28 protein-coding genes are annotated in these 21,085 nt (G+C 38.8%); 8 read left to right on the top strand and 20 right to left on the bottom strand.

Features of this window, described 5'->3' with window-relative positions:
* The coding region (locus tag ACFIMA_RS02910; RefSeq protein ID WP_375693091.1) for a hypothetical protein at nt 1-251 on the top strand (251 nt) is incomplete at its 5' end.
* A gap of 254 nt (nt 252-505) precedes the next feature.
* Here the strand turns inward: ACFIMA_RS02910 and ACFIMA_RS02905 are convergent.
* The 17 genes from ACFIMA_RS02905 to ACFIMA_RS02825 all read right to left on the bottom strand — a co-directional run bounded on the left by ACFIMA_RS02905 (nt 506) and on the right by ACFIMA_RS02825 (nt 11,335).
* Complete coding sequence (locus ACFIMA_RS02905; RefSeq protein WP_375631929.1) at nt 506-682, bottom strand: hypothetical protein; 177 nt, start codon at nt 680-682, stop codon at nt 506-508.
* 15 nt (nt 683-697) lie between these two features.
* Complete coding sequence (locus ACFIMA_RS02900) at nt 698-1,270, bottom strand: hypothetical protein (protein WP_375693090.1); 573 nt, start codon at nt 1,268-1,270, stop codon at nt 698-700.
* Between the two features lie 10 nt (nt 1,271-1,280).
* On the bottom strand, nt 1,281-1,643 hold the full coding sequence (locus tag ACFIMA_RS02895; RefSeq protein ID WP_375631933.1) for a hypothetical protein: 363 nt from the start codon (nt 1,641-1,643) through the stop codon (nt 1,281-1,283).
* Nucleotides 1,644-1,731: 88 nt separating this feature from the next.
* Complete coding sequence (locus tag ACFIMA_RS02890; RefSeq protein ID WP_375693089.1) at nt 1,732-2,667, bottom strand: DUF6990 domain-containing protein; 936 nt, start codon at nt 2,665-2,667, stop codon at nt 1,732-1,734.
* 40 nt (nt 2,668-2,707) lie between these two features.
* On the bottom strand, nt 2,708-2,875 hold the full coding sequence (locus tag ACFIMA_RS02885) for a hypothetical protein (protein ID WP_375631937.1): 168 nt from the start codon (nt 2,873-2,875) through the stop codon (nt 2,708-2,710).
* 13 nt (nt 2,876-2,888) lie between these two features.
* Nucleotides 2,889-3,254, bottom strand: coding sequence for a hypothetical protein (locus ACFIMA_RS02880; protein ID WP_375627744.1), 366 nt, complete (start codon nt 3,252-3,254; stop codon nt 2,889-2,891).
* 230 nt (nt 3,255-3,484) lie between these two features.
* On the bottom strand, nt 3,485-3,841 hold the full coding sequence (locus tag ACFIMA_RS02875) for a hypothetical protein (RefSeq protein ID WP_375693088.1): 357 nt from the start codon (nt 3,839-3,841) through the stop codon (nt 3,485-3,487).
* A gap of 230 nt (nt 3,842-4,071) precedes the next feature.
* Complete coding sequence (locus ACFIMA_RS02870; protein WP_375693087.1) at nt 4,072-4,428, bottom strand: hypothetical protein; 357 nt, start codon at nt 4,426-4,428, stop codon at nt 4,072-4,074.
* 723 nt (nt 4,429-5,151) lie between these two features.
* On the bottom strand, nt 5,152-5,373 hold the full coding sequence (locus ACFIMA_RS02865; RefSeq protein WP_375693086.1) for a hypothetical protein: 222 nt from the start codon (nt 5,371-5,373) through the stop codon (nt 5,152-5,154).
* Nucleotides 5,374-5,847: 474 nt separating this feature from the next.
* Complete coding sequence (locus tag ACFIMA_RS02860; RefSeq protein WP_375647081.1) at nt 5,848-6,177, bottom strand: hypothetical protein; 330 nt, start codon at nt 6,175-6,177, stop codon at nt 5,848-5,850.
* Nucleotides 6,178-6,375: 198 nt separating this feature from the next.
* Nucleotides 6,376-6,966: a hypothetical protein gene (locus ACFIMA_RS02855; protein ID WP_375631949.1), complete on the bottom strand. Its 591-nt coding sequence runs from the start codon at nt 6,964-6,966 to the stop codon at nt 6,376-6,378.
* 48 nt (nt 6,967-7,014) lie between these two features.
* The gene (locus ACFIMA_RS02850; RefSeq protein WP_375693085.1) at nt 7,015-7,407 is read right to left on the bottom strand and encodes a hypothetical protein; all 393 of its coding nucleotides are present in this window, start codon (nt 7,405-7,407) and stop codon (nt 7,015-7,017) included.
* 170 nt (nt 7,408-7,577) lie between these two features.
* Entirely contained in the window at nt 7,578-8,084 is a 507-nt protein-coding gene (locus tag ACFIMA_RS02845; RefSeq protein ID WP_375693084.1) for a hypothetical protein, read from the bottom strand.
* A 1,042-nt stretch (nt 8,085-9,126) separates the two neighbouring features.
* Nucleotides 9,127-9,387 (bottom strand): hypothetical protein, encoded by a 261-nt coding sequence (locus ACFIMA_RS02840; protein ID WP_375631955.1) that lies wholly within the window; start codon nt 9,385-9,387, stop codon nt 9,127-9,129.
* A gap of 260 nt (nt 9,388-9,647) precedes the next feature.
* A complete protein-coding gene (locus ACFIMA_RS02835; RefSeq protein WP_375613263.1) occupies nt 9,648-10,202 on the bottom strand; it encodes a hypothetical protein in 555 nt (184 codons plus the stop codon).
* Nucleotides 10,203-10,250: 48 nt separating this feature from the next.
* The gene (locus ACFIMA_RS02830; RefSeq protein ID WP_375653855.1) at nt 10,251-10,874 is read right to left on the bottom strand and encodes a hypothetical protein; all 624 of its coding nucleotides are present in this window, start codon (nt 10,872-10,874) and stop codon (nt 10,251-10,253) included.
* The gene (locus ACFIMA_RS02825) at nt 10,814-11,335 is read right to left on the bottom strand and encodes a hypothetical protein (protein ID WP_375671788.1); all 522 of its coding nucleotides are present in this window, start codon (nt 11,333-11,335) and stop codon (nt 10,814-10,816) included. The genes ACFIMA_RS02830 and ACFIMA_RS02825 overlap by 61 nt, the downstream gene beginning before the upstream one ends.
* Nucleotides 11,336-13,179: 1,844 nt before the next feature.
* On the opposite strand from ACFIMA_RS02825, the gene ACFIMA_RS02820 reads away from it, so the two are divergent.
* Nucleotides 13,180-13,746 carry a hypothetical protein gene (locus tag ACFIMA_RS02820; RefSeq protein WP_375613260.1) on the top strand — a complete coding sequence of 189 codons (567 nt, stop codon included), beginning with the start codon at nt 13,180-13,182 and terminating at the stop codon, nt 13,744-13,746.
* A 512-nt stretch (nt 13,747-14,258) separates the two neighbouring features.
* On the opposite strand, the gene ACFIMA_RS02815 is transcribed toward ACFIMA_RS02820, so the two are convergent.
* The gene (locus ACFIMA_RS02815; RefSeq protein WP_375693731.1) at nt 14,259-14,489 is read right to left on the bottom strand and encodes a hypothetical protein; all 231 of its coding nucleotides are present in this window, start codon (nt 14,487-14,489) and stop codon (nt 14,259-14,261) included.
* 89 nt (nt 14,490-14,578) lie between these two features.
* Nucleotides 14,579-14,803, bottom strand: a complete 225-nt coding sequence (locus tag ACFIMA_RS02810) for a hypothetical protein (RefSeq protein ID WP_375653858.1) — start codon at nt 14,801-14,803, stop codon at nt 14,579-14,581.
* Nucleotides 14,804-15,219: 416 nt separating this feature from the next.
* Here ACFIMA_RS02810 and ACFIMA_RS02805 point away from each other — a divergent pair, with 416 nt between their 5' ends.
* The 6 genes from ACFIMA_RS02805 (at nt 15,220) to ACFIMA_RS02780 (ending at nt 19,438) form a co-directional block, all read left to right on the top strand.
* Complete coding sequence (locus tag ACFIMA_RS02805) at nt 15,220-16,164, top strand: YopJ/AvrA family T3SS effector serine/threonine acetyltransferase (RefSeq protein WP_375693083.1); 945 nt, start codon at nt 15,220-15,222, stop codon at nt 16,162-16,164.
* A gap of 334 nt (nt 16,165-16,498) precedes the next feature.
* Complete coding sequence (locus ACFIMA_RS02800) at nt 16,499-17,425, top strand: YopJ/AvrA family T3SS effector serine/threonine acetyltransferase (RefSeq protein ID WP_375693082.1); 927 nt, start codon at nt 16,499-16,501, stop codon at nt 17,423-17,425.
* Between the two features lie 776 nt (nt 17,426-18,201).
* Nucleotides 18,202-18,864: a lysozyme gene (locus ACFIMA_RS02795; protein ID WP_375630096.1), complete on the top strand. Its 663-nt coding sequence runs from the start codon at nt 18,202-18,204 to the stop codon at nt 18,862-18,864.
* Nucleotides 18,861-19,097 (top strand): hypothetical protein, encoded by a 237-nt coding sequence (locus ACFIMA_RS02790; protein ID WP_273790902.1) that lies wholly within the window; start codon nt 18,861-18,863, stop codon nt 19,095-19,097. The genes ACFIMA_RS02795 and ACFIMA_RS02790 overlap by 4 nt, the downstream gene beginning before the upstream one ends.
* Entirely contained in the window at nt 19,021-19,233 is a 213-nt protein-coding gene (locus ACFIMA_RS02785) for a hypothetical protein (RefSeq protein WP_273790903.1), read from the top strand. The genes ACFIMA_RS02790 and ACFIMA_RS02785 overlap by 77 nt, the downstream gene beginning before the upstream one ends.
* Entirely contained in the window at nt 19,226-19,438 is a 213-nt protein-coding gene (locus tag ACFIMA_RS02780; RefSeq protein WP_375636886.1) for a hypothetical protein, read from the top strand. The genes ACFIMA_RS02785 and ACFIMA_RS02780 overlap by 8 nt, the downstream gene beginning before the upstream one ends.
* 411 nt (nt 19,439-19,849) lie before the next feature.
* On the opposite strand, the gene ACFIMA_RS02775 is transcribed toward ACFIMA_RS02780, so the two are convergent.
* Nucleotides 19,850-20,077 carry a hypothetical protein gene (locus ACFIMA_RS02775; protein ID WP_375693081.1) on the bottom strand — a complete coding sequence of 76 codons (228 nt, stop codon included), beginning with the start codon at nt 20,075-20,077 and terminating at the stop codon, nt 19,850-19,852.
* Nucleotides 20,078-21,085 lie beyond the last annotated feature (1,008 nt).

The raw sequence follows: 21,085 nt of genomic DNA, 5'->3' as shown, positions 1-21,085 counted from the left end.
CAGTTTCACGTTTTTACGATTTTGCAAATTCACAGAAAACAACAAAACTTCCGATAAACCGCCCCATTAAAGCCTATACAAGCCTATTACAAACCTATCATCAGCCTATTCATTGCCATCAACCCTTTTCCCCCAACGCCCTCCATTCCCACTTCCCACATTTCAATTTTGACGCATTGCACAATCCAACCTTTACGCCTCCATTGGCACCCTCTTCTCCTCAACCGCCCCACAACCATCACGGCTCTTGAGCAACCACACACCTTTTTACAGTTTCACGTTTTTACGATTTTGCAAATTCACAGAAAACAACAAAACTTCCGATAAACCGCCCCATTAAAGCCTATCACCAGCCTATTACAAACCTATCACCAGCCTATTCATTGCCAACAGCCCTTTTCCCCCAGAGATCAGCGTAAAATGAGAAAAACAATCGATGCCGTCCTCCCAAGCCGTGAAGCAATGGCATGATCTAAAACTTATGCCTCCCCCCATGACACGAGCACTACATGCGCTTTTTCAGCGCTGCGTTTAATTGTTTGGTAACCTTGTAATACGAGATCAAACGCTTGATAAAAGAAATATACAGTGCCACAATGGGTATTGTTAAGAAAAAATTAAAAACACCCCCCAGCAGAATGATCAAAATCACCGTCCAAGCTGCCGCCATTTCGTAATGCATTTTATCCCCTTCCTTTTATAAATTGATTGATTGGGTTGCTTCAGTCACTTCTTCCAATTGCTGAATCTTCTTTTTCAATCGATGAGTTAAAATTTCACGAAGGATCACAACAACAGGGATCGTTGCAAAAATACATACCGATAAAAAAAACCAGAAGAGCAAGAGAATGACAAAATATTCAAATCTGCTCTCATCTATCTCATCTATCCCTTTAAAGAAAATCACATAGACATAAGCTTTGAAAAACATAATGATGAAAGAAAGGCATGCGTGGAGGATATAATCTTTGCGTGAAAAAGCGAGCCATTTTTTTAACGAATAGAAACTTATCTGTGTTTCTAGTGCTAAGTTTTGCGGCACTCTCTCTTTTTCTTTTCCGCTTTTTTCAAAGAAACAAAAACGCTGTGGATGTTCTTTCATCAAACGTCTTTGTTTTTTCACTCTGTAATAGAGCCTCAAACGCTTTATTAAAGAATAATAAGGCGCCACAATAATCATATTCACAAAAATGGCAAAAACTGTAACTGCATTTAGAAAAAAATATCCAATCGGCAGAAACAAAATAAAAACCGCGGCCTCACTCCTCATGCGTATAACCTCATTGATTAATCTCTTGCTGCTTTGTTTTTTCTTTTAGTTTTTTCAATCTGCGCTCTTTAAAACGACAAATGCCCCACAAAATAGGAAGGGGTGTGAGAAGACAAAACCATATCAACACTGGTAAGAGAAAAATAAGAGAACCAATTCCTTCCCATCTTGTCCATTGCAACGGCTGTACCAGAGACTTTGCACCCGCAGGAACTTCTAAAGCCATCATGATAAGGCATGTACAAAACATGATAAAAAAGCGGTGCCCTATTATTTTACACCGTCCCACCCCTTTACGCCTTTCCACTAAAGACACCATAAATTTTCTAAATGAAAAGAAAGACTCTTCAAATGTTGCTTTTTTCTCCTGCATTGTTCCCCTCTGCTTTTACGCTTCGCGCTTTTTACGCTCTATTTTTAGGTTTAAGCTCTTTTTAAATTATCTAAACTCTTTATTTTTCTCAATAAATTTTTTCATCAATCCTAATTTCTACATCCATATATTCTAACTCCCCATCCTTTATGTAAAGAATATGAGGACGATAGTTTTTTCCATCAACCTCACAAATTGCGTCCTTTTCGTAAACAAAATATCCCTGTTGCCTTAATTCTTGTCTTTTTTCCTCGATCAAATTTTCATAAGAATCTCTTCTTCTATTGCACAAATTGGGATCTGTAGCTCTAAAACATTCATAGCTTTCCACCTCCATGGAAAAATCCTTTGCCGCCTGTTGAAGCAAATCGTAACTGGGTTGCTTTGTCTTTTCTACCGCTTGAGCAATCACCATTGCGCGTTCCAGATGCTCCTCTTCGATGCTTGCCTCAAAGCCCAGCTTCTCACCTTCCATAAAGCTTTTGTGATAAGAGTGTAAAGTTTCAACATCGCCCATCAAAGCCAGAGCAGCAAGATAACGCAGGGAATAAGAAGCCAACCGAGGGACCACAGTTTTGTTTTCCCAAGGCAGGATTCTATATTGAGAGTGAAGCATCTTGCCAAGATCAACCTCAGTCATTGCCTCATCTAAAGCTTTCTCGAGTACACGACGTAAACATCCAACGCTTACCTTTTCTTCAAAAATTTCCAACCCCTTCACATCAAAACTCAATTCAAGAGCAATCAAACCTCCAGAATTATAAGGGTCTATTGTTTGGCAAGCCGCCGCATGGATACCAGAAACCACTGCAATTGCACAATCAAATCGCGGATACCCCTTCTCAGCATTATAAAGAAACTGCACTTCACGATCTGGTAAATAATAGGTGGCCAAAAGATCTCCTTTTCCCTCAATTTCCACCTTCCACCCCAAACTCTTTAAAAGCGCCGTTGCACTTTCCATCGTTAAGATTTCTTCATCAGAAAGAGAAAACTCTTTTTCCTCAGATAACGGCTTAATCATCGGCGTTGCTCCACTAGACGGCTCAAAAGCGACAGGTTGTTCAAGCTAATTCTTTTGTCACTTGGCAATACAGTCTCACCCGCTTGAAAGTAGAGTAATACAATGCCCAAATAAACATCATGACCACAGCAGAAAGCAGCGTGAAAAGCGTCAAGCCCACACCCCACGAGAGTACAACAACAATATCCATCATTTTAATATCTATCATTTTCCCCGCCCCTTCATGCGCTGTTTTGTTGAGAAGCGGTTTTTCTCCGCTTCCAGATTGCTTGCTCCAACATATCGATCTTTTCTTTCAACAGAACCGTGAAAATGATACGAACCACAAAGGCAACAGGGATGAACAAAAAAATAAACCATGATATAAGCTCCATAATTAACGAGAGAGCTGCCACGACATCCCCTTCCCACTCCGCCAACTTCCACCCAAGCAACATGGGTACGAAGCGAAGAGCCATTCTTAAAGCTGCCACAATGAAAGCAATACAAAAGATGACTTTATAATTTTTGCGTGTCAGAAACGCTTCTTCAAGCGCAAAAGTCCGTGGTTCTTTATCCAATGGTGAATTTTTTCCATTGCCCCTCATTTTTTATCCCTCATTTGTTTCAATTTTTAAGCCATTTTCATGAACCGAAGCTTTCGTCCTCACAATGAATGAGGGTTCATCAATATCAAGCGCTTGTATCCTTCATCTTTTATAAAGACAATATCAAGGGTGCATTTTTTTCCATCACCTTCAAACATCGCACGAATAGAAGGTCTCTCCTACAACGCATGAGAATATATAAAGACCAGTATTCATTTTCTGCCCGCCCTTCACGCGCTGTTTTGTTGAGAAGCGGTTTTTCTTCGCTGCCAGATTTCTTGATCCAACATATCGATCTTTTTTTTCAACAAACGCGTAAAGATGATACGGACCACAAAGGCAACAGGAATGAGTACAAAAAGAAGCGCTGATATAAAAACCAATATTAATGTTAAAATGAACAGGATATAATTCCACCACCCTGTCAAATCCCACTTAAAAAACATAAAGAATGCCATTGTAAAAGCTGCCACAATGAAAGCAATGCAAAAGATGACTTTATAATTTTTGCGTGTCAGAAACGCTTCTTCAAGCGCAAAAGTCCGTGGTTCTTTATCCAATGGTGAATTTTTTCCATTGCCCCTCATTTTTTATCCCTCATTTGTTTCAATTTTTAAGCCATTTTCATGAACCGAAGCTTTCGTCCTCACAATGAATGAGGGTTCATCAATATCAAGCGCTTGTATCCTTCATCTTTTATAAAGACAATATCAAGGGTGCATTTTTTTCCATCACCTTCAAACATCGCACGAAGAGAAGGTCTCTCCTACAACGCATGAGAATATATAAAGACCAGTATTCATTTTCTGCCCTCCCTTCACGCGCGGTTTTGTTGGTAAGCCGTTTTTCTTCGCTGCCAGATTTCTTGATCCAACTGCTCGATCTTTTTTTTCAACAAACGCGTAAAAATGATACGCACCACAAAGGCAACAGGAATGAGTACAAAAAGAAGCGCTGATATAAAAACCAATATTAATGTTAAAATGAACAGGATATAATTCCACCACCCTGTCAAATCCCACTTAAAAAACATAAAGAATGCCATTGTAAAAGCTGCCACAATGAAAGCAATGCAAAAGATGACTTTATAATTTTTGCGTGTCAGAAACGCTTCTTCAAGCGCAAAAGTCCGTGGTTCTTTATCCAATGGTGAATTTTTTCCATTGCCCCTCATTTTTTATCCCTCATTTGTTTCAATTTTTAAGCCATTTTCATGAACCGAAGCTTTCGTCCTCACAATGAATGAGGGTTCATCAATATCAAGCGCTTGTATCCTTCATCTTTTATAAAGACAATATCAAGGGTGCATTTTTTTTCATCACCTTCAAACATCATGTTTTTATTCCCCACAGTGTATCCCCTAGTATCCTAAGGCTTCTCTTTTCTCCTCGATCAAATTTTCATAAAATATCTTCTTCTATTGCACAAATTTGGGTCTCTGACTCTAAAATTCTAAGTGCTCTTTTTATTTTCAGGAAGATAAGCTACTTTCCAAAGAAGAAGCAAACGAGTGCAAGCAAATCGTAACGAGGTTGCTTTGTCTTTATGACGATTTGAATCATCTAGCAAAACCGGCCCAAATAGATTTTTTCGATATTTTTTTCAAAGCCCAAACTTTCATCTTCCATAAAGCTTTTATGAGAAAGCTGCCAAATGTTAACATCAGCCCTCAATACCAAAGCCCCAAGGGTGTGCAAGTAAAGAAGAGTCCACTTGAGAGATAGCACAATTTCCTTTCCCCAAGGAAGGGTGCTCTATTGAAAGCCCAAACACGCGGCCAAGATCAACCTCAGTCCTAGATCAACCTCAGTCATCGCCCTCATCTAAAGCTTCCTCAAGCACACGGTGTAAACGCCCTACGCTTACCTTTTCCTCAAAAATTTTCAATCTCTTAGCCTTAAAATCCACCCCTTTGCCTCAATGCCTCGTTGTCAATCTGGCCCCCCCAAAATGATAAAGCCCCAAAATGATAAGGATTAATCATTTGGCAAGCCGCCGCATGAATACCAGCACCTCTCACAATTCCATAATCAAATTGCACAAAACCTTTTTCATCCAGAGAGAGAGAAACTGTCCTTAGCGGTCTCGTAAATAAATAGATGTCCCTCTTTTCTTTCAATTTCCCCCCTCTACCCCAGGCTCTTTAAAAGCACTGTTACACTTTCTATGGAGCAAAACGTCTTAATAAAAAACTTAAAGCTTTTGGCTCACCTTCTCTATGCGTCTTACCTCTCCACCTGCAAGAAAATGGGCTTTTTTTCCCCAAACACCAGAATATCTTTTGCTTTAAGTATAGATTTTTCGCTCTCAATATCGCTTGGTAAGACACATTTTTATGTTTGATAAAAAGAAAATAAGTTACAAGATTTTCTCTCTTAAAGAGCACAGAAACAGCAAGTGAAACCCAAGAGCAGCCTCTCTTCACTTTCCCCTCAGCACTCAAGCAAGAATCCTACTCAAGCAAAAGCCCCACTCAAACAAAAGCCTCTCTTCACTTTTTCCCCTCGCTCACTTTCCCTCGCTCACTTTCCCTCGCTCACTTTCCCTCGCTCACTTCCCCTCGCTCACTTTCCCCTCGCTCACTTTCCCTCGCTCACTTCCCCTCGCTCACTTTCCCCTCACTCACATCGTATAATATGACGGGAGCTCCTTTCTGCTCAACCTCTTCTTCTAATTGCCGTATCATTTTGTTCAACTGACGGGTCACGATAAAACGCATAATAAAAACAATCGGTAAGAATAAAAAAGTACAGGCAAGCAGCCATGCCAGTGGCTCGAATACGACAAGAGAAACAAAGTCCTGCCCTCTCCATATCTTAACGACAACAGTTATAACTATTGGAGCAGTCGCCATGACCGTAGAAAGATAGAATATTTTTTTATAGTCTTGCCAAACAAGAGAAAGCTGTTTTTTATCAAACATTCTGCTGCTTTTTATTTTGGGGAGTTCTGTTTTAAGGCGATATCGCGTTCATTCAGCACGCATTTCAGTTCCTTTTTCACGCGACAATAAAGCCGCGCACGCTTGATAAACAGGTAATAAATGACAACGATTGGCGCCCATATTAAAACATTTAAGAGCGTAAAGAACAGGAAATAACAGGCTATTAATGTTATAAGACTACTCGTCATTTTGTCCCCCTACCACATTCTGCATACGAATTGCCTGATCGCGTTGTTGTATCGCTTCTTCCAATTGTGGAAGTATTTTGTTCAATTTTCTCGTTAACTTCATGCACATGATCCCAATGATCGGAGAAAAGAGAAGAATCCCTAACCATAGAAGGCCATAAATAATGCGACCTATTGAAAACCGCGGTATTATAAAACTGACCATACTATCCTTCCACCATACCAAATGTACGATAGAGAAAGCAAATTGCAAAACGGTAAAGAGGATAAAAATAAAAAGAATTATTTTACATTCTTTTGAATAAAGAGGCAGAGATTCTTTAAAGTTAAGAAAGCGTATTTTCGCATCAAGGGTCTTATGCGCGAGATTGTGTCTCTTCATTTCTCCCAGATCGTTGCGCAATTGTTGTATGGCGTGTTTTTGTTGCGTCGTACTCTTTTTCAAGTCTTGAGCGAATTTAAAAGATAACCTCATATGCTTGATCAACAGGTAAGGAAGCCTGATCATAACCATAAACATTAAAATGGCAATAATGATGCCCCCTAAAAAAGCCAAATGTTGTAGTATTATAATGCTCACTTTTTTCCCCTATCACATTGATGTGAAATTATCATTTTCATTCTCTTCTCAAACAAATGTTTCTAATCTCTTTGCTGTTTTTTTCACGCCATAATGAAGGAGACTATGGAGAATTAAAATAACAGGCAAAGTGATGGCACTACAGACCAAAATAAACAAAAACGGCAGCGCTTCAATCAATAACAAAAAAAACAACGGATTATTGTGTGAAACAATCGCATATCGTATAGTAAAAGACGAAAAAAGCACAGCATGTATAAAAAGCGCAACTGCAATGAAAGCCATCCAAGAGATTATTTTATAATCTTTTTTTGAGAGAAGCAAAGATTCTTGAAAAGAAAAGGCACGCAACTGTGTTGCAAGAACTGTATTCTGTCCTCTCCCTCCTACCTGATAATGCCTCAAATTCTGCGCTGCACCCTTTTTTAATTTCCTTCGCATCTTACATAACAGTACTGCCCGTTTTATCAAAGAATAATAAATGGACAAGATGATCTTCACGGTAGAAAAGAGTATCATGCTCCACGCAGAATAAATAACGATAACTATCCCTAAGGAGATCAATAATGTAGTTATTAAAAGAGGCATTATAGAAGTGATCACTTTTCCCCCTATTGTCTTCTGTTAAGAGATGGGTTGTCTAGCTGTTGCTGCTCTGGCAAGGTTTCCCATTGTAGCATCATTTCCTTCGCATCCCGTTTAAATATGGCGTTAAAGACAAAAAAGAGCGGAAAAAACCCAAAAAGAACGCCAAAAATCATTTGCGGCAAGAGACATAAAAAAGCCCAAACACCATTCCACCCGAAGTTACGAAGAAATTCGATCGCAGGAATCTGTATAAAACTCTGACTCATTTCTTGAAAATCTTCTTGTTTCATTTTTCCCAGTGCTTGGAGCTGTTCCTTGGATATAACGTGAAAAAATTCCAAAGGGCTCATATAGGCAGACGCGGAAAAAAGCACCAACAAGAGGATAGCCAAACAACAAATGATGATATAATCGCCTGTTGAAAGCATCATCCATTTTTTGAAAGTTGCCGATTGATCCAACACTGGCTGCGATACAAAAGCCTTATCTCCCTTATGGGCAGATTGGTGTTGTGATTTATCTTCGATCATACGGATACTCCCCCACTTCTAAAATTCCCACTCTTCAATATTTGATAGCACGCCACCAGCGCGGTAAATTCGCTTAGCACCCTTCTCAGAGTAATGCAAGTACTATAAATCCCCTCTACGTATTTTATTCATTTGCCCTATACGCGCTTATACATGCGCGCTTACAAGCCAAAACACCCCTTTTCCCAAGGAAGGGTGTTCTATTGAAAGCCAAGCACGCAGCCAAGATCAACCTCATTCCCAAATCAACCTCATTCATTGCCTCTTCTCAAGCTTTCTCAAGTACACGACGTAAACGCCTTACGCTTACCTTTTCCTCAAAAATTTTCAATCTCTTTGCCTTAAAATCCACCCCTTTGCCTCAATGCCTCGTTGTCAATCTGGCACCCCCCCAAAATGATAAAGCCCTAAAATGATAAGGATTAATCATTTGGCAAGCCGCCGCATGGATACCAGCGTCTCTCACAATTCCATAACCAAATTGCACAAAACCTTTTTCATCCAGAGAGAGAAACTGTCCTTAGCGGTCTCGTAAATAAATAACGGTCTCGTAAATAAATAGATGTCCCTCTTTTCTTTCAATTTTTCCCCTCCACCCCAAGCTCTTTAAAAGCACTGTTACACTTTCCATGGAGCAAAACGTGTGCTTTTGGCTCACCTTCTCTATGCGTCTTACCTCTCCACCTGCAAGAAAATGGGCTTTTTTTCCCCAAACACCAGAATATCTTTTGCTTTAAGTATAGATTTTTCGCTCTCAATATCGCTTGGTAAGACACATTTTTATGTTTGATAAAAAGAAAATAAGTTACAAGATTTTCTCTCTTAAAGAGAACAGAAACAGCAAGTAAAGTCCAAGAGCAGCCCCTCTTCACTTTCCCCTCAGCACTCAAGCAAGGATCCTACTCAAGCAAAAGCCCCACTCAAACAAAAGCCTCAACTCAAGCAAGAGCCTCAATTCTTTTCAAAACACGACACAAATATAAAAAAGCATAAAACGAGAAGTGTCCCCCATGCTCCTTAATGAACAAGTCAAAAGCAAGGCTCAACAAAAGCCTCTCTTCACTTTTTCCTCGCTCACATCGTATAATATGACGGGAGCTCCTTTCTGCTCAACCTCTTCTTCCAATTGCCGTATCATTTTGTTCAACTGACGGGTCACGATAAAACGCATAATAAAAACAATCGGTAAGAATAAAAAAGTACAGGCAAACATCCATGCCAATGGCTCGAATACGACAAGAGAAACAAAGCTCTTCCTTCTCCATACCTTAACGACAGCAGTTATAACTATTGGAGCTGTCACTATGACCGTAGAAAGATAGCATATTTTTTTATAGTTTTGCCAAACAAGAGAAAGCTGTTTTTTATTTTGGGGAGATCTGTCTTAAGGCGATATCGCGTTCATTAAGCACGCATTTCAGTTCTTTTTTCACGCGGCAATAAAGCCTCGCACGCTTGATAAACAGGTAATAAATGACAACGATTGGCACCCACAATAAAACATTTAAGACCATAAAGAACAGGAAAGAAAAGGCCATTAATGTTATAAGACTACTGGTCATTTTATCCTCCACGCCCATTCTTCATACGAATTGCCTGATCGCGTTGTTGTATTGCTTCTTTCAATTGTTGAAGTTTTTTGTTCAATTTTCTCGTTAATTTTATACACATGATCCCAATGATCGGAAAAAAGAGAAGAAGCCCAAACCATAGAATGCTCAACAGCTGCATGATAACGCCGACCATATCGCTCTTCCACCATACCAAATTTGCGACAAAGAAAGCAGATTGCAAAACAGTAAAGAGGATAAAGATAAAAAAGATTATTTTACATTCTTTCGAAGAAAGAGGCAGAAATTCTTTGAAGTTAAGAAAGCGCATTGTCGCATCAAGGGTTTTATGTGCGAGATTGTGTCTTTTCATTTCTCCCAGATCATTGCACAATTGTTGTATGGCTTGCTTTTTTTGCGTTGTACTCTTTTTCAAGTCTTGAGAGAGTTTAAAAGATAACCTCATATGCTTGATCAACCGGTAAGGAAGCCGGATCATAACCATAAACATTACAATGGCAATGATGGTGAACCCTAAAAAAGCCAAAAATTTTATAACAATAGTCACGTGTTTCCCCTATCGCATTGATGTGAAATCATCATTTTTATTCTCTTCTCAAGCAACCATTTCTAATTTCTTTATTGTTTTTTTCACGCCATAATGAAGGAGACTATGGAAGATTAAAATGACAGGTAAAGCGACAACAATACACGCACAAAACCAAAACAGCAGCTGCATGCCAAAACCGCCAACCTTAAACAATAGAGGCATATAATTGTGTAAAAAAATCACAGATTTTGGAAGAAAAGCAAAAAAAGCGAGCAAAACTGCGAAAACCACAATCACAATGAAAGCTAGAAAAAAGATGATACAATAATCTTTTCTTGAAAGTTCCAAAGATTCTTGAAAAGAAAGGGGGCTGAACTTTATTGCACAAACTGTATTTTGTCCTATGCTGACTTTCTGATTATGCCCCAAATTCTGCAATGCACCCTTTTTTAATTTCCGCCGCATCCCACACAACAATATTGTCCGTTTTATCAAAGAATAATAAAGTACCAAGATTGTCATCAGAGTAGAAAAAAGTATCATGATCTCCCCGAGAAACATGACAGTACTCCACCATACTGTGGTCAAAATTACAAAAGTACTTATAAAAGAAGCAGCCACTTGTTTTCCTATTGTGTTTTGTTGAGAGATTGGTTGTCTAGCTGTTGCTGCTCTGGCAATGTATCCCACAGCTTCATCATTTCCTTCACCTCCCGTTTAGAGATAGCGTTAAAGACAAAAAAGAGTGGAAAGAGCACCACAAGAACACCAAAAATCATTTGCGGCAAGAGACATAAAAAAGCCCAAACACTATTCCATCCCGCGTCACGAAAAAACACGATTGCAGGATTATTTTCAAAAGGCTGTTTCAAGATCTCCTTAATCATTTTTCGAAGATCTCCTTGTTCCATTTGTCCCAGTGCTTGAAACTGTTCTTTGGATATAACGTGAAAAAACTCCAAAGGATTCATATAGACAGTCGCGGCAAAAAGCACCAACAAGAGGATAGCCAAACACAAAATGATGACGTAATCTTTTCTTGAGAGAGCCGTCCATTTTTTGAAAACCGCACACTGATTCAACACGGGCTGTGACGCAAAAGCCGTATTTCCCTTATGGGCAGATTGGTGTTGTGATTTATCTTCGATCATACGGATATTTTCTCACTTCTAACATGCCCACTCACTCTTTGAGAACATGCAACCAGCAAAACCGGTTTATCTAGCACTCTTTTCACCATGAAACACGCGCTATAAGCCCCTTTAAGTCTATTTTTAAAATTTCTCATACGTGACAACATACAATCCCTAAACCTTACAAGCACAAATGCCATTGTATCCTCTTATCTATTACCCACACTTCAAAAGACAATGTTTCACAAAACTCAACAAGCAAAAATATTCAATCTAAGAAATATCTGATGTGTAAAGTTTACAAACAATACACTGATTTATAACAATTTATTGTTTTTCATATTAAATGAGAACCCTAAATACCGTAGGATTGTCTTATTCCAAACCTATTCCATATTAAATCAACCCAAACCATGTCTCTTGCGCGTTACAAGCAGAAAGAGCCGTATAGAGTAAAACATTAAGAAAGGATGATAAATGCCTCTAAGGAAGCGTCTCAAATGCCAAGAGCTGTCCGCAACCATGAGAGCTGGCAAAATGTGTGATGCTACGGACTTTCTTCTTCACAAGCGTAAAAATGGAAGTGTGCAATAGATTTTATATTATTCAAACTTTGTATGGATTTCATTGGGGACTTTATCGTTATACCCTTCATGAGCACCCTTGCAAAATGGGCAAAAGAGAGCCCTAAGACATGGCTCTTTAAAAAGCAACACAAAACAAAGTCAAACAAGCAATCGATTATCCAGTATGAAAAACGTGCGACAAACAACCTTAATCCTCATTTGAAAGCTTCTTAATCAAAAAGGCTTCATTTTAAAAATTCTTCATTAAAGATGAAATATCTCACAGCCCCCACATTTGTACAGCCCCTACATTCATCAAGGCATCTCTTATAAAAGCATCTTTTTATAAAGGCATTTTCCACTTATAAAAACAGCCTCTTTCGATAATGCATTCCGTCCTTTAAACGACATCCCCTCGTTTTATAATAAGATCCATTAAAACGGAGATTTTTATACTCTATAAAGGATACTTATAAAGGATACACCAAACAAAATAGCGAGATCATTCACAGTTTATTTTAAGCCGATAAACGATATTTTATTTGAAAATATAGGGCATCTTATGCTATTATAATAGAATGCGGAGGTTTGCTTTTTGCCGCTCTCTGCCACTCAACAGAAGACGACATATCTCCTATAAAGGATAAAAGTATGCTAAACAGCGTGATGTATATCAAATATCTTGGGAAAGCGCCCAACAACAAAAAAATAAGAGAACCCAAATAAAAAGCTTCCAACTTAAGAAAACAATGACCTTTCAAAAGTGGAATTGAAAAATTTCCACAAAGCGCTCGTGAAAAAAGAGACAAATAATCCCATTAGAAAAAACTTCCTATTAGAAAGACGATGACATGCCCTTGAAATCCATTGTTATTTTTTCATTCACATTTGACAAAAATTTTCCTTCAATCTCTCAAGAACAGTTAAGAAATATTTAAAAAGCAAATAATCCGCTAGCAATAAAAAAATAAGCATGACAGGGGCGGAAGATAAGACTGATAGGGATAAGATAAAAAAGGTAAGAAACCACCTTAAAGATGATTTTTTCGCCCCACACCGTTGCTTTTCTTTGCATTTAAAACGCCTTTAGTATCGTTTGTTTTTTGATCTGCAACGGCTGATATTTCCCAGTATTTGCTCACTCCCCCAGTATTTTCCCCCTTTTAAGTATTTTCCCCCTTTTAAGTATTTGCTCCCTTTTAAGTATTTGCTCCCCCCAATATTTGCGCCAAGTGCTTTTTACATCACTGTCCCCCATCAACAGACAGTTTCTTTTTCATTCAAATGGTTAAGTTCATGAAAATACGTAAAAAACGCGGTAGATCGAAAATAACAGGAAAGCGAGAGCCCAATAGCTGTATTTCACGTGCCCAAAATTCCAGCGAATCTGCGCTTCAATCTGCGATTGAAATGCGTGCAAAACACTTTGGTTTAAGCCTCGAAGAAGCGAAAAATCCGCTTGTCGGAACCTATATTGGGCGTCTTTGTTTGCTTGGCTATAAAGAGGCTTCATCAGGCATCAGTAAAGAGCAATATGACACGGCGCAACAATACTTGCAAATTAGAAACGACTATTTATGTGCAAAAGGTTTACCAAACGGTTATTATGATGGTTTTACGCACAGCGCATCAGATGAGAAAGCAAAAAAGCAATGGGTCCAAAGAGCAACGGAACACTATGAAGCTATGCAAGAAGCGATTAAAGAAGCACAATATCTACATCGTCAACACAACTTTCATGCGGCATTACACTATCTTGTTATAGAAGATCAACCGCTGCCTAATCTTGTTGGTTCGTTGCGTATTATTCTTGATGCCCTTTATAAACATTTTGACAGTTCTACCCAAAAGAGCCTTGGCTAAAACACCCATCATTTCCTCCCCCTCACAGGATAAAGATTCTCCCCCTCCTTTTATAACATGCCTCTTTATAACCAGCGCCTTTATAAAGTCCCCTTTGGCAAGTGACACTTGAGATCCACTGAGCATGCCCTTTCATAGAATTTCATGGGTTAACAAGCTTAAAAATATCCACCACGCCCTTTAAAAAAATACTTCAACTGTCAAAGAGACTTAACCTTATACCTACCCATGCCTCACTTAACCATGCCTCAAAGGACAATATTTCACGGCATATTCACGGCATGGACAGGATAAATATTGCCCCCTCTTTAAAAAACAGCAACATTCTTCCCTCTACCCCCATTGTAACAAACCACCCTCATCATACACTTCACCCAATATCGCGACATCCTTAGCTCTTCAGACAATTCATTATCGTCATTTTACGTCTTTTCTTGTACAATTCCATATGGCTTTCCTGATCTTATGACGGACAAAAACTATGGCTTTTATTTCAGCATAATCTGGGTTTCTCATTCAAGACTAAATAACGATAAAATATCCACTATAAATAAATAGCTTATCATTAAAACAACCCGTTGATTTTTGACACAATTAAAAGCATCATCCCTTAAACGAAAGAAAAAGCCCCTACCAACAATCTCCTCCCTCATCAACAACTGCACCGATAACCCTCCCCCCATCACATCACCACTAATACGACAGCCAGCACAGCCCCAATCACCCCCACAAATCGCCAACACCTAAAGCTTTGCCCCGCAACACCTTCCAACCACCGCCTTCCCAATTCCATCAATAAAATACCACGGATTTCAAAACCACAATTCTCCCTTCATCTTGTCCCCTCCTTTCTCAAAGGAGAAAATGTTTTTTGCCACATCAAAAACTTTTCCATTAAAACAAGATATTTTGCTGCATAGCCAATGAATGAGCTTTTTTCTGTAGATTTTTCCCGCGATAAAGGAGGAAAAATAATCGTTTTGCGGTTGACAGAATATGAAAAATCGTATTTAATGATGGGTGCGGTAAGGGGTTTTCTGCGTCCAGATTTCATCATAAAATTTTCGCATTATTATAGACTATTATAAGTTATTATAGACTGTTATAAAACAGTGTGTTTCGCGACAATGTTTAAAACTTTACGGTTTGAAGGTATCTTTCGTCTTTTTCTGACTGTTTTCTTTTGCATTACACAATTTGCATCACCAACAGCCCCATAATTTTGAGATTTTCAAAACAAGTGGTATTCAATAAGGGCTCCCAATAGAACGCCCTAATAATCCCCCCATAAAATACCAATATCATACATCACAGCAATGATGAGCAATACACGCATAAAAATATGAAAACGACATCATTATGCTCTCATCGCCTCACCTTTCAAGATGCAAAGGCTTGTTTTTCAAAACATTGTTTAGCCAGAATTGAAGAAGATAGTATCACTTATCGATCATCAACATAGAGGCTAAGATTATGAAGCCACAAGATTCTCCCCCACCACATTCCTCACAAACCCCAGAAGGGGCCAGTGCACCTGAAGAGGCGCATGCAAATGCATCATTAGACACTCTTACTGCACATTTAGAACGGCTTAACATTGAAAAAATAAAAAACACCCCTTTTAATCGTGCGGAATTAAAAGATATTATTGCCGGTTTAGAAAAGCATAATGCCGATGGCAGTTGGATCAAAAATTATTATGATATTCTAGATCTGTACATGATGCCAGCCTTGGTCGATCAAGCAAATCGTAAATATCCAGAGATGAATCTCAAACTTACAAGCCCCCCTGACGGCTTTGCCCTTGCACTCAAAGAAACGCTCGAAAAGGGCATAAAATCTTCTAGGCTGATCGTTAACGCACAAGATAGGGGAATTCATTTTGCGGTTGTCGATCATCAAACCATTGATAATAAAACATCTCTAATATTTTTAGAACCTACCTCACTGCGTGACACGCTTCCCGCATTACTTGCATTAAGAACGCGACAATCCATTGAACATCACCAATTTCCGAATATTCATTTTGCCATGGTAGAAATGGATATTCAACGAAGCTCCTCTGAATGTGGGATGTTCAGCTTAAGCCTTGCCAAAAAGCTTTATCTCGAAGCTCAAAAATTAGAAAGACTACACAAAGATAATATTAAGGGTGTGTTATGTGAACCAGACACGCCTTTACCTGCTGAAAAATTAGATCCATATCTTCCAGCTCGTTTATACAAACACGTGCAAGGCAGAAGACGTCTTGGGGAATATCTAAAAGCCAATCCAGAAGCAGCACAGGAGAAAGTAAACAAAAAAGGCGAAACCCTAACCGAAAGATTTGAGAGAAGCTTGGTAGCAACAGAGACAAAAACTGTTTCTGTTTCACAACACAGAAAAAGAGCTACAGAATACAAATCTCTAATGATGTAATAAGCGTTTTGGCCATAGCCATATTCCACATCCACAAAGAATGAAGCTCTGTAGCTTTACGGTAAGGCATAAATTGCTGTTAGCAAATCTTCTTTTCCCTTTGAAAGAGGTAAAGAGGTATAGATGCAAACAGTAAGCAGCGTGATCTCTTAAAAGATAAAAAGATACCTTACCTTTGACTCTGAAAAGCGTGGGGTTTTGTCTTTCGTAATTTAAATAAAGATGATTTCATCTCTTTGTTTTTTCTAGCTAAAAATCTTTCCTGCAAACATTGTTTAGCCAGAATTGAAGAAGATAATATCACCTATCGATTATCAATATGGAGGCTAATAGTATGAAGCCACAAGATTCTTCCCTCCCTCATTCCTCACAAACACCAGAAGGAACAAGTGCAAATGAATCTTTAGAAGACCTTATTGCACGTTTAATGCAAAGTTCCATCCAAACAGAAGAAGAACATGTTGCACCGAGTTCTGACGAATTAAAAGATATTATTACAGGCTTAGAGAGAGATCTTGTCACCGGCCGTTGGATTAACTCTTATTATGAAAACACAGATATTAGATTGATGCCGGCTCTCGTAGAAAAAGCAAACAGCAAATATCCAGAAATGAATCTCAAATTGGCTCTTACAGCAGAAGAGTTTTCGCACGCCCTAAAAGAAGTCGTTGAGAGCGACGCAAAATCTGCCCGATTTATAGTCAATTCGGGAAGCAAAATCCACTTTGCCGTCCTTGATTATAAAAAAGTTGATGACAAAATCTCTTTGATTATGCTTGAACCTACAACATTTCAGAATATCACAGCTTGCAAACTAGGGATAAAAATAAATCAAACCCTTCAATGTCTTCAACTGCCTCCTTATTCTTTTACCACGGCAGAAATGGATATTCAGCGAAGCTCTTCTGAATGTGGGATGTTCAGCTTAAGCCTTGCCAAAAAGCTTCATCTTGAATCTGATAAATTAGCAAGATTGCACAAAGATAATATTAAGGGTGTATTATGTGAACCCAATTCATCTTTATCTGCTGAAAAGTTAGATTCCTATCTTCCAACCACTTTTTATAAACATGCGCAAGGAAGAAGACGTCTAGAACACTATTTAAAAGCCAATCCCGATGCTGAACATGAAACAGTCAACAAAAAAGGCGAAACCCTGAGGGAGAGATTTGAAAAAAACTTAAGAGAAACAGAAGGAAAAACTGTTTCCGTTTCCTCCCACCAAAAAAGGCTCACTGAATACAAATCTTTAACGATGTAATTGAGGCTTTTTCCATATTCCTATTCATCAAAGAACGAAGAGAGGCTGCTTTACGGCTAAGATTTCTCTAAGCAAATCAGCTTTTGCGCTCATAAAACAAAAATAGCAAACAACTTTTCTCTTAAAGGGAAAAAGCACCATTGTCCTATAAAAACCAGCCCCTCTTAAAATTATATCAAAATTCCACAGCTCTTGTTAGCCCAAAGCTCTGTGTAACAATGAGACTCTTTGGATAAGCAAAACGTTTGATACATAAAATATTTAATGCTTTCGTCTTCAGTAAAAGCATATGTCTTGTTTTTCTGAAAGTGTCCACTTCGTATCTCAAGCCCCCCACATCAATGCCATACGACGAACACAACCGCAATAGATCACGCTTATCGTGCATCAACTAAACAGCTTCCCGCACCCCAAGAAGGCTCCATCAAAAACACCAGGACAAGCTCTTAAAATCAACAACCTCTCTTAACGGAAAACACCAGCCCAACCATTATCCCTCTTGGCCAACCATTATCCCACTTGCCCAACCATTATCCCTCTTGCCCAACCATTATCCCACTTGCCCAACTATTACTCCTCTTGCCCAACCATTATTCCACTTGCCCAGCCATTATCCCTCTTGGCCAACCATTCCCCCATTCCCTAAGATGTCACAACCAACCTTTTGATTTCATAAAAGTTTCACATCTCTTCTGTTTTTGAAGCGTGAAAAATTTCATTTTTAATCTGTCAACCAGCCTCACGTTAACGTGAGGCTTTATTTTATGGAGAAGCAAATGAGAAAAATATCTAAAGCAGGGCTTGCGCTCATTAAACAATGGGAAGGATTGCGTTTACAAGCCTATAAAGATGCCATCGGGGTGTGGACAATTGGCTATGGTCATACCAGCGCGGCTGGCAAACCGTTCGTTCACAAGGGCATGATCATTACTGAAAAACAAGCAGAAGAAGTTCTTTCTCAAGATTTAAGACAATTTGAAAATACCGTTGAAAAACATGTGACGGTTTCTTTAACGGATGAACAATTCGCCGCGCTCGTATCGTTTTGCTATAATATAGGAACATCGGCTTTTTGTAATTCGACCCTTCTAAAAAAGCTCAATAATGGCGAATATGAAGCCGTCCCTTCTGAGTTACAAAAGTGGACTAAAGCAGGAGGAAAACGTCTTCACGGTTTAGTGCACCGTCGTGCAGCAGAATCGGGATTATGGGCAAAAGGGGCTTATGTTTCTCCCAACTACCAAACTGTAGAAACGCAAGCTCCAATGGGATTTTTCAAAGCAGAAGCGCTTACACCGATTATTGGTTCTTTTTCTGGACTTGGGGGCTTATTGGCAGGCAATGGTCCCATCCAATGGGCATTAGCAACCATTATGGTTTTAGCCGCCTGCGTTGGCATTTTCTTTGTGGCAAAACGGTTTCGGGAGCAGCGCTTATGATGTGGTGGTTGAAAAAAAATCTGATGATAACAGGAGCGGCTCTGACCGCTTTTTTTATCGCTTTAGCAAAAGCTTTCACTCTTGGAAAGAAGGTTGAACAACAAAAGCAAATAGAAAAAACGCTAAAGTCATCAACAACACGGCTAGAGGTGGAAAATGAAATTAATCAAAAAAGTGATGCTGATGTACGCGCTGCTCTTACTCACTGGTTGCGCGATAAAAACAATCAATGAGCCTTTTTCTTGCGTTGGTTGGATGCCCATTTATTTAGACAAAAAAGATCTCAATATCATCAGTTCAAATCTCGCAAGAGATATTTTAAAGCATAACAAACAAGGGGAAGGCTTGTGTGGGTGGAAACATGGCTAGAAAAAAAACAGAAAAACAAACAGAGCTTACAGAAAAGGAAAAAGAAATCCTACAAGAAATCATCACAACGTATAAAAGTGTAAAAATGATGTCACGCTATACGAAATGGATTATATTCATCATTTTCTTATTAGCACTTGATTTTTCACGGATCGTAGATGTGCTGGGAAGTATTTTTACACAAAAATCGAATATTCAGCTCTAAAATAAATAAAAAACGTGAGACGTGTTAAATCTTTTAAATATAAAAAGCCATTCGTTATTTTTGAAAACATGGAGTTTTATTGATGATTTTTCATGTCTCACGAGAAATTTTTATACACTCTTCACAAACACTTTCATGAAATGAATTTAGGGGTATGAAGAGAGATTTTTAACCAACGCGTAAGTCAGCAACTTTGGTAACATAAGAAAAGGATCATACCAACATACATTTTTTTAATAATCTATTGATATCCAAATGATTTTATACTCTTCATAAATAACATTGCCAAGAATTTGTATTAAAAGACATTTCTTTTAAAGAAGCGCATAAACAAGCAATGTAATGGTAGCCTTACATAAAACCTCTCATCTTTACGTTGAATAAAAAAGCAAGCCGGCTCCTCCCACCCTCTCAATGCCCTGCCTCCCAATGCCCTGCCTCCCAATGCCCTGCCTCCCAATACCCTGCCTCCCAATTTCCCCCTCCCAATTCCCTGCCTCTCAATTTCCACCCTCTCAATTTCCACCCTCCCAATACCCTGCCTCCCAATTCCCTGCCTCCCAATTCCCTGCCTCCCAATTTCCACCCTCTCAATGCCCTGCCTCCCAATTCCCTGCCTCCCAATTTCCACCCTCCCAATTCCCTTATGTTCTATGCATAAAGGTCAAGTTGAAGAGAATATATGGAAAACCCTTGGCTCGAAAATATGAAAAGAAGGCATGAGGCTACAACAGAATTTCGCGTGCCTTTATCATCAGAAGCATTAAAAATTCTAACACAAGCACGCCTACTGTCTTGTCATGATTTTTTTCGGCTACCTGTCATGGTCCCCTTAGTTCAAAAATTGCTCCCCCCCCAAGAATTTTCTGTCACAATATAGGCAACAAACAGAACTTGAGTATAACAACATGGGTTTGGCTCCAGTTTAGGTGATGAGCTTACCGAAAAAAAGATGAGAGCAAGGCGAAAAATTAGCTTTTATCTTTAAGCTTCTCAAATGGAGCAGTCTCCCCATTTCAGAGATCAACGAAACAGAGAGATGCTTATTCTCCTATGCAAAAGCTTGAAATACCAGCATCTTATTCATAAAAAAACAAACCAGCCCCATCATGCTCTTTTCAACTCTGTCTTTCCAACGCTCAATAGGTACTAACTCTTAACTACTGACTCTTTTTAACTACTGACTTTTAATGATTGCGTTGGTTCATAAAAACCGTAGTGACCTCTCACCTTATAAAGCACAAACCCAGGATTTTTTAACGATGCATGCATAAACCTGAAATAAAAAAACAGAACTGTATTAGGAATAAATGATTATAAATCAAATGGTTATATTTTTATTAGCACAATATTTTCAAAGGAAACCACGATCCCCGCACAATAGAAACATTTCATAAAAACAAGAGAAAAAGCTATGGATTAAGAGTGAAATTCATTCACAATAACGGTAGATCAACCAGAGGAGAATAGAACAATCCTATAAGATAAAGAAACTATCATAAAAGGAAAAACTGTATGAAACGTGAAAAAGCATAAAAAAAACGGGCACAGAAGACCCGTTTCTTTATTACGTCTAGGAATAAGAGCTTAGAAATCCATTCCACCCATTCCGCCAGCAGGCATCGGAGGCATTGGTGTATCTTTCTT

The organism is Bartonella sp. AP88HLJMH, from assembly GCF_042195605.1.
Classification (GTDB): Bacteria; Pseudomonadota; Alphaproteobacteria; order Rhizobiales; family Rhizobiaceae; genus Bartonella.
This window is presented reverse-complemented; position numbering and strand designations above follow the sequence as displayed.

Bases quoted from the DNA above. Each gene is read 5' to 3' on its own strand.
- ACFIMA_RS02905 (WP_375631929.1), bottom strand. From the start codon at position 682: ATGCATTACGAAATGGCGGCAGCTTGGACGGTGATTTTGATCATTCTG.
- ACFIMA_RS02900 (WP_375693090.1), bottom strand. From the start codon at position 1,270: ATGAGGAGTGAGGCCGCGGTTTTTATTTTGTTTCTGCCGATTGGATAT.
- ACFIMA_RS02895 (WP_375631933.1), bottom strand. From the start codon at position 1,643: ATGCAGGAGAAAAAAGCAACATTTGAAGAGTCTTTCTTTTCATTTAGA.
- ACFIMA_RS02890 (WP_375693089.1), bottom strand. From the start codon at position 2,667: ATGATTAAGCCGTTATCTGAGGAAAAAGAGTTTTCTCTTTCTGATGAA.
- ACFIMA_RS02885 (WP_375631937.1), bottom strand. From the start codon at position 2,875: ATGATAGATATTAAAATGATGGATATTGTTGTTGTACTCTCGTGGGGT.
- ACFIMA_RS02880 (WP_375627744.1), bottom strand. From the start codon at position 3,254: ATGAGGGGCAATGGAAAAAATTCACCATTGGATAAAGAACCACGGACT.
- ACFIMA_RS02875 (WP_375693088.1), bottom strand. From the start codon at position 3,841: ATGAGGGGCAATGGAAAAAATTCACCATTGGATAAAGAACCACGGACT.
- ACFIMA_RS02870 (WP_375693087.1), bottom strand. From the start codon at position 4,428: ATGAGGGGCAATGGAAAAAATTCACCATTGGATAAAGAACCACGGACT.
- ACFIMA_RS02860 (WP_375647081.1), bottom strand. From the start codon at position 6,177: ATGTTTGATAAAAAACAGCTTTCTCTTGTTTGGCAAGACTATAAAAAA.
- ACFIMA_RS02850 (WP_375693085.1), bottom strand. From the start codon at position 7,407: ATGCGAAGGAAATTAAAAAAGGGTGCAGCGCAGAATTTGAGGCATTAT.
- ACFIMA_RS02845 (WP_375693084.1), bottom strand. From the start codon at position 8,084: ATGATCGAAGATAAATCACAACACCAATCTGCCCATAAGGGAGATAAG.
- ACFIMA_RS02825 (WP_375671788.1), bottom strand. From the start codon at position 11,335: ATGATCGAAGATAAATCACAACACCAATCTGCCCATAAGGGAAATACG.
- ACFIMA_RS02820 (WP_375613260.1), top strand. From the start codon at position 13,180: ATGAAAATACGTAAAAAACGCGGTAGATCGAAAATAACAGGAAAGCGA.
- ACFIMA_RS02810 (WP_375653858.1), bottom strand. From the start codon at position 14,803: ATGATGAAATCTGGACGCAGAAAACCCCTTACCGCACCCATCATTAAA.
- ACFIMA_RS02805 (WP_375693083.1), top strand. From the start codon at position 15,220: ATGAAGCCACAAGATTCTCCCCCACCACATTCCTCACAAACCCCAGAA.
- ACFIMA_RS02800 (WP_375693082.1), top strand. From the start codon at position 16,499: ATGAAGCCACAAGATTCTTCCCTCCCTCATTCCTCACAAACACCAGAA.
- ACFIMA_RS02795 (WP_375630096.1), top strand. From the start codon at position 18,202: ATGAGAAAAATATCTAAAGCAGGGCTTGCGCTCATTAAACAATGGGAA.
- ACFIMA_RS02790 (WP_273790902.1), top strand. From the start codon at position 18,861: ATGATGTGGTGGTTGAAAAAAAATCTGATGATAACAGGAGCGGCTCTG.
- ACFIMA_RS02785 (WP_273790903.1), top strand. From the start codon at position 19,021: ATGAAATTAATCAAAAAAGTGATGCTGATGTACGCGCTGCTCTTACTC.
- ACFIMA_RS02780 (WP_375636886.1), top strand. From the start codon at position 19,226: ATGGCTAGAAAAAAAACAGAAAAACAAACAGAGCTTACAGAAAAGGAA.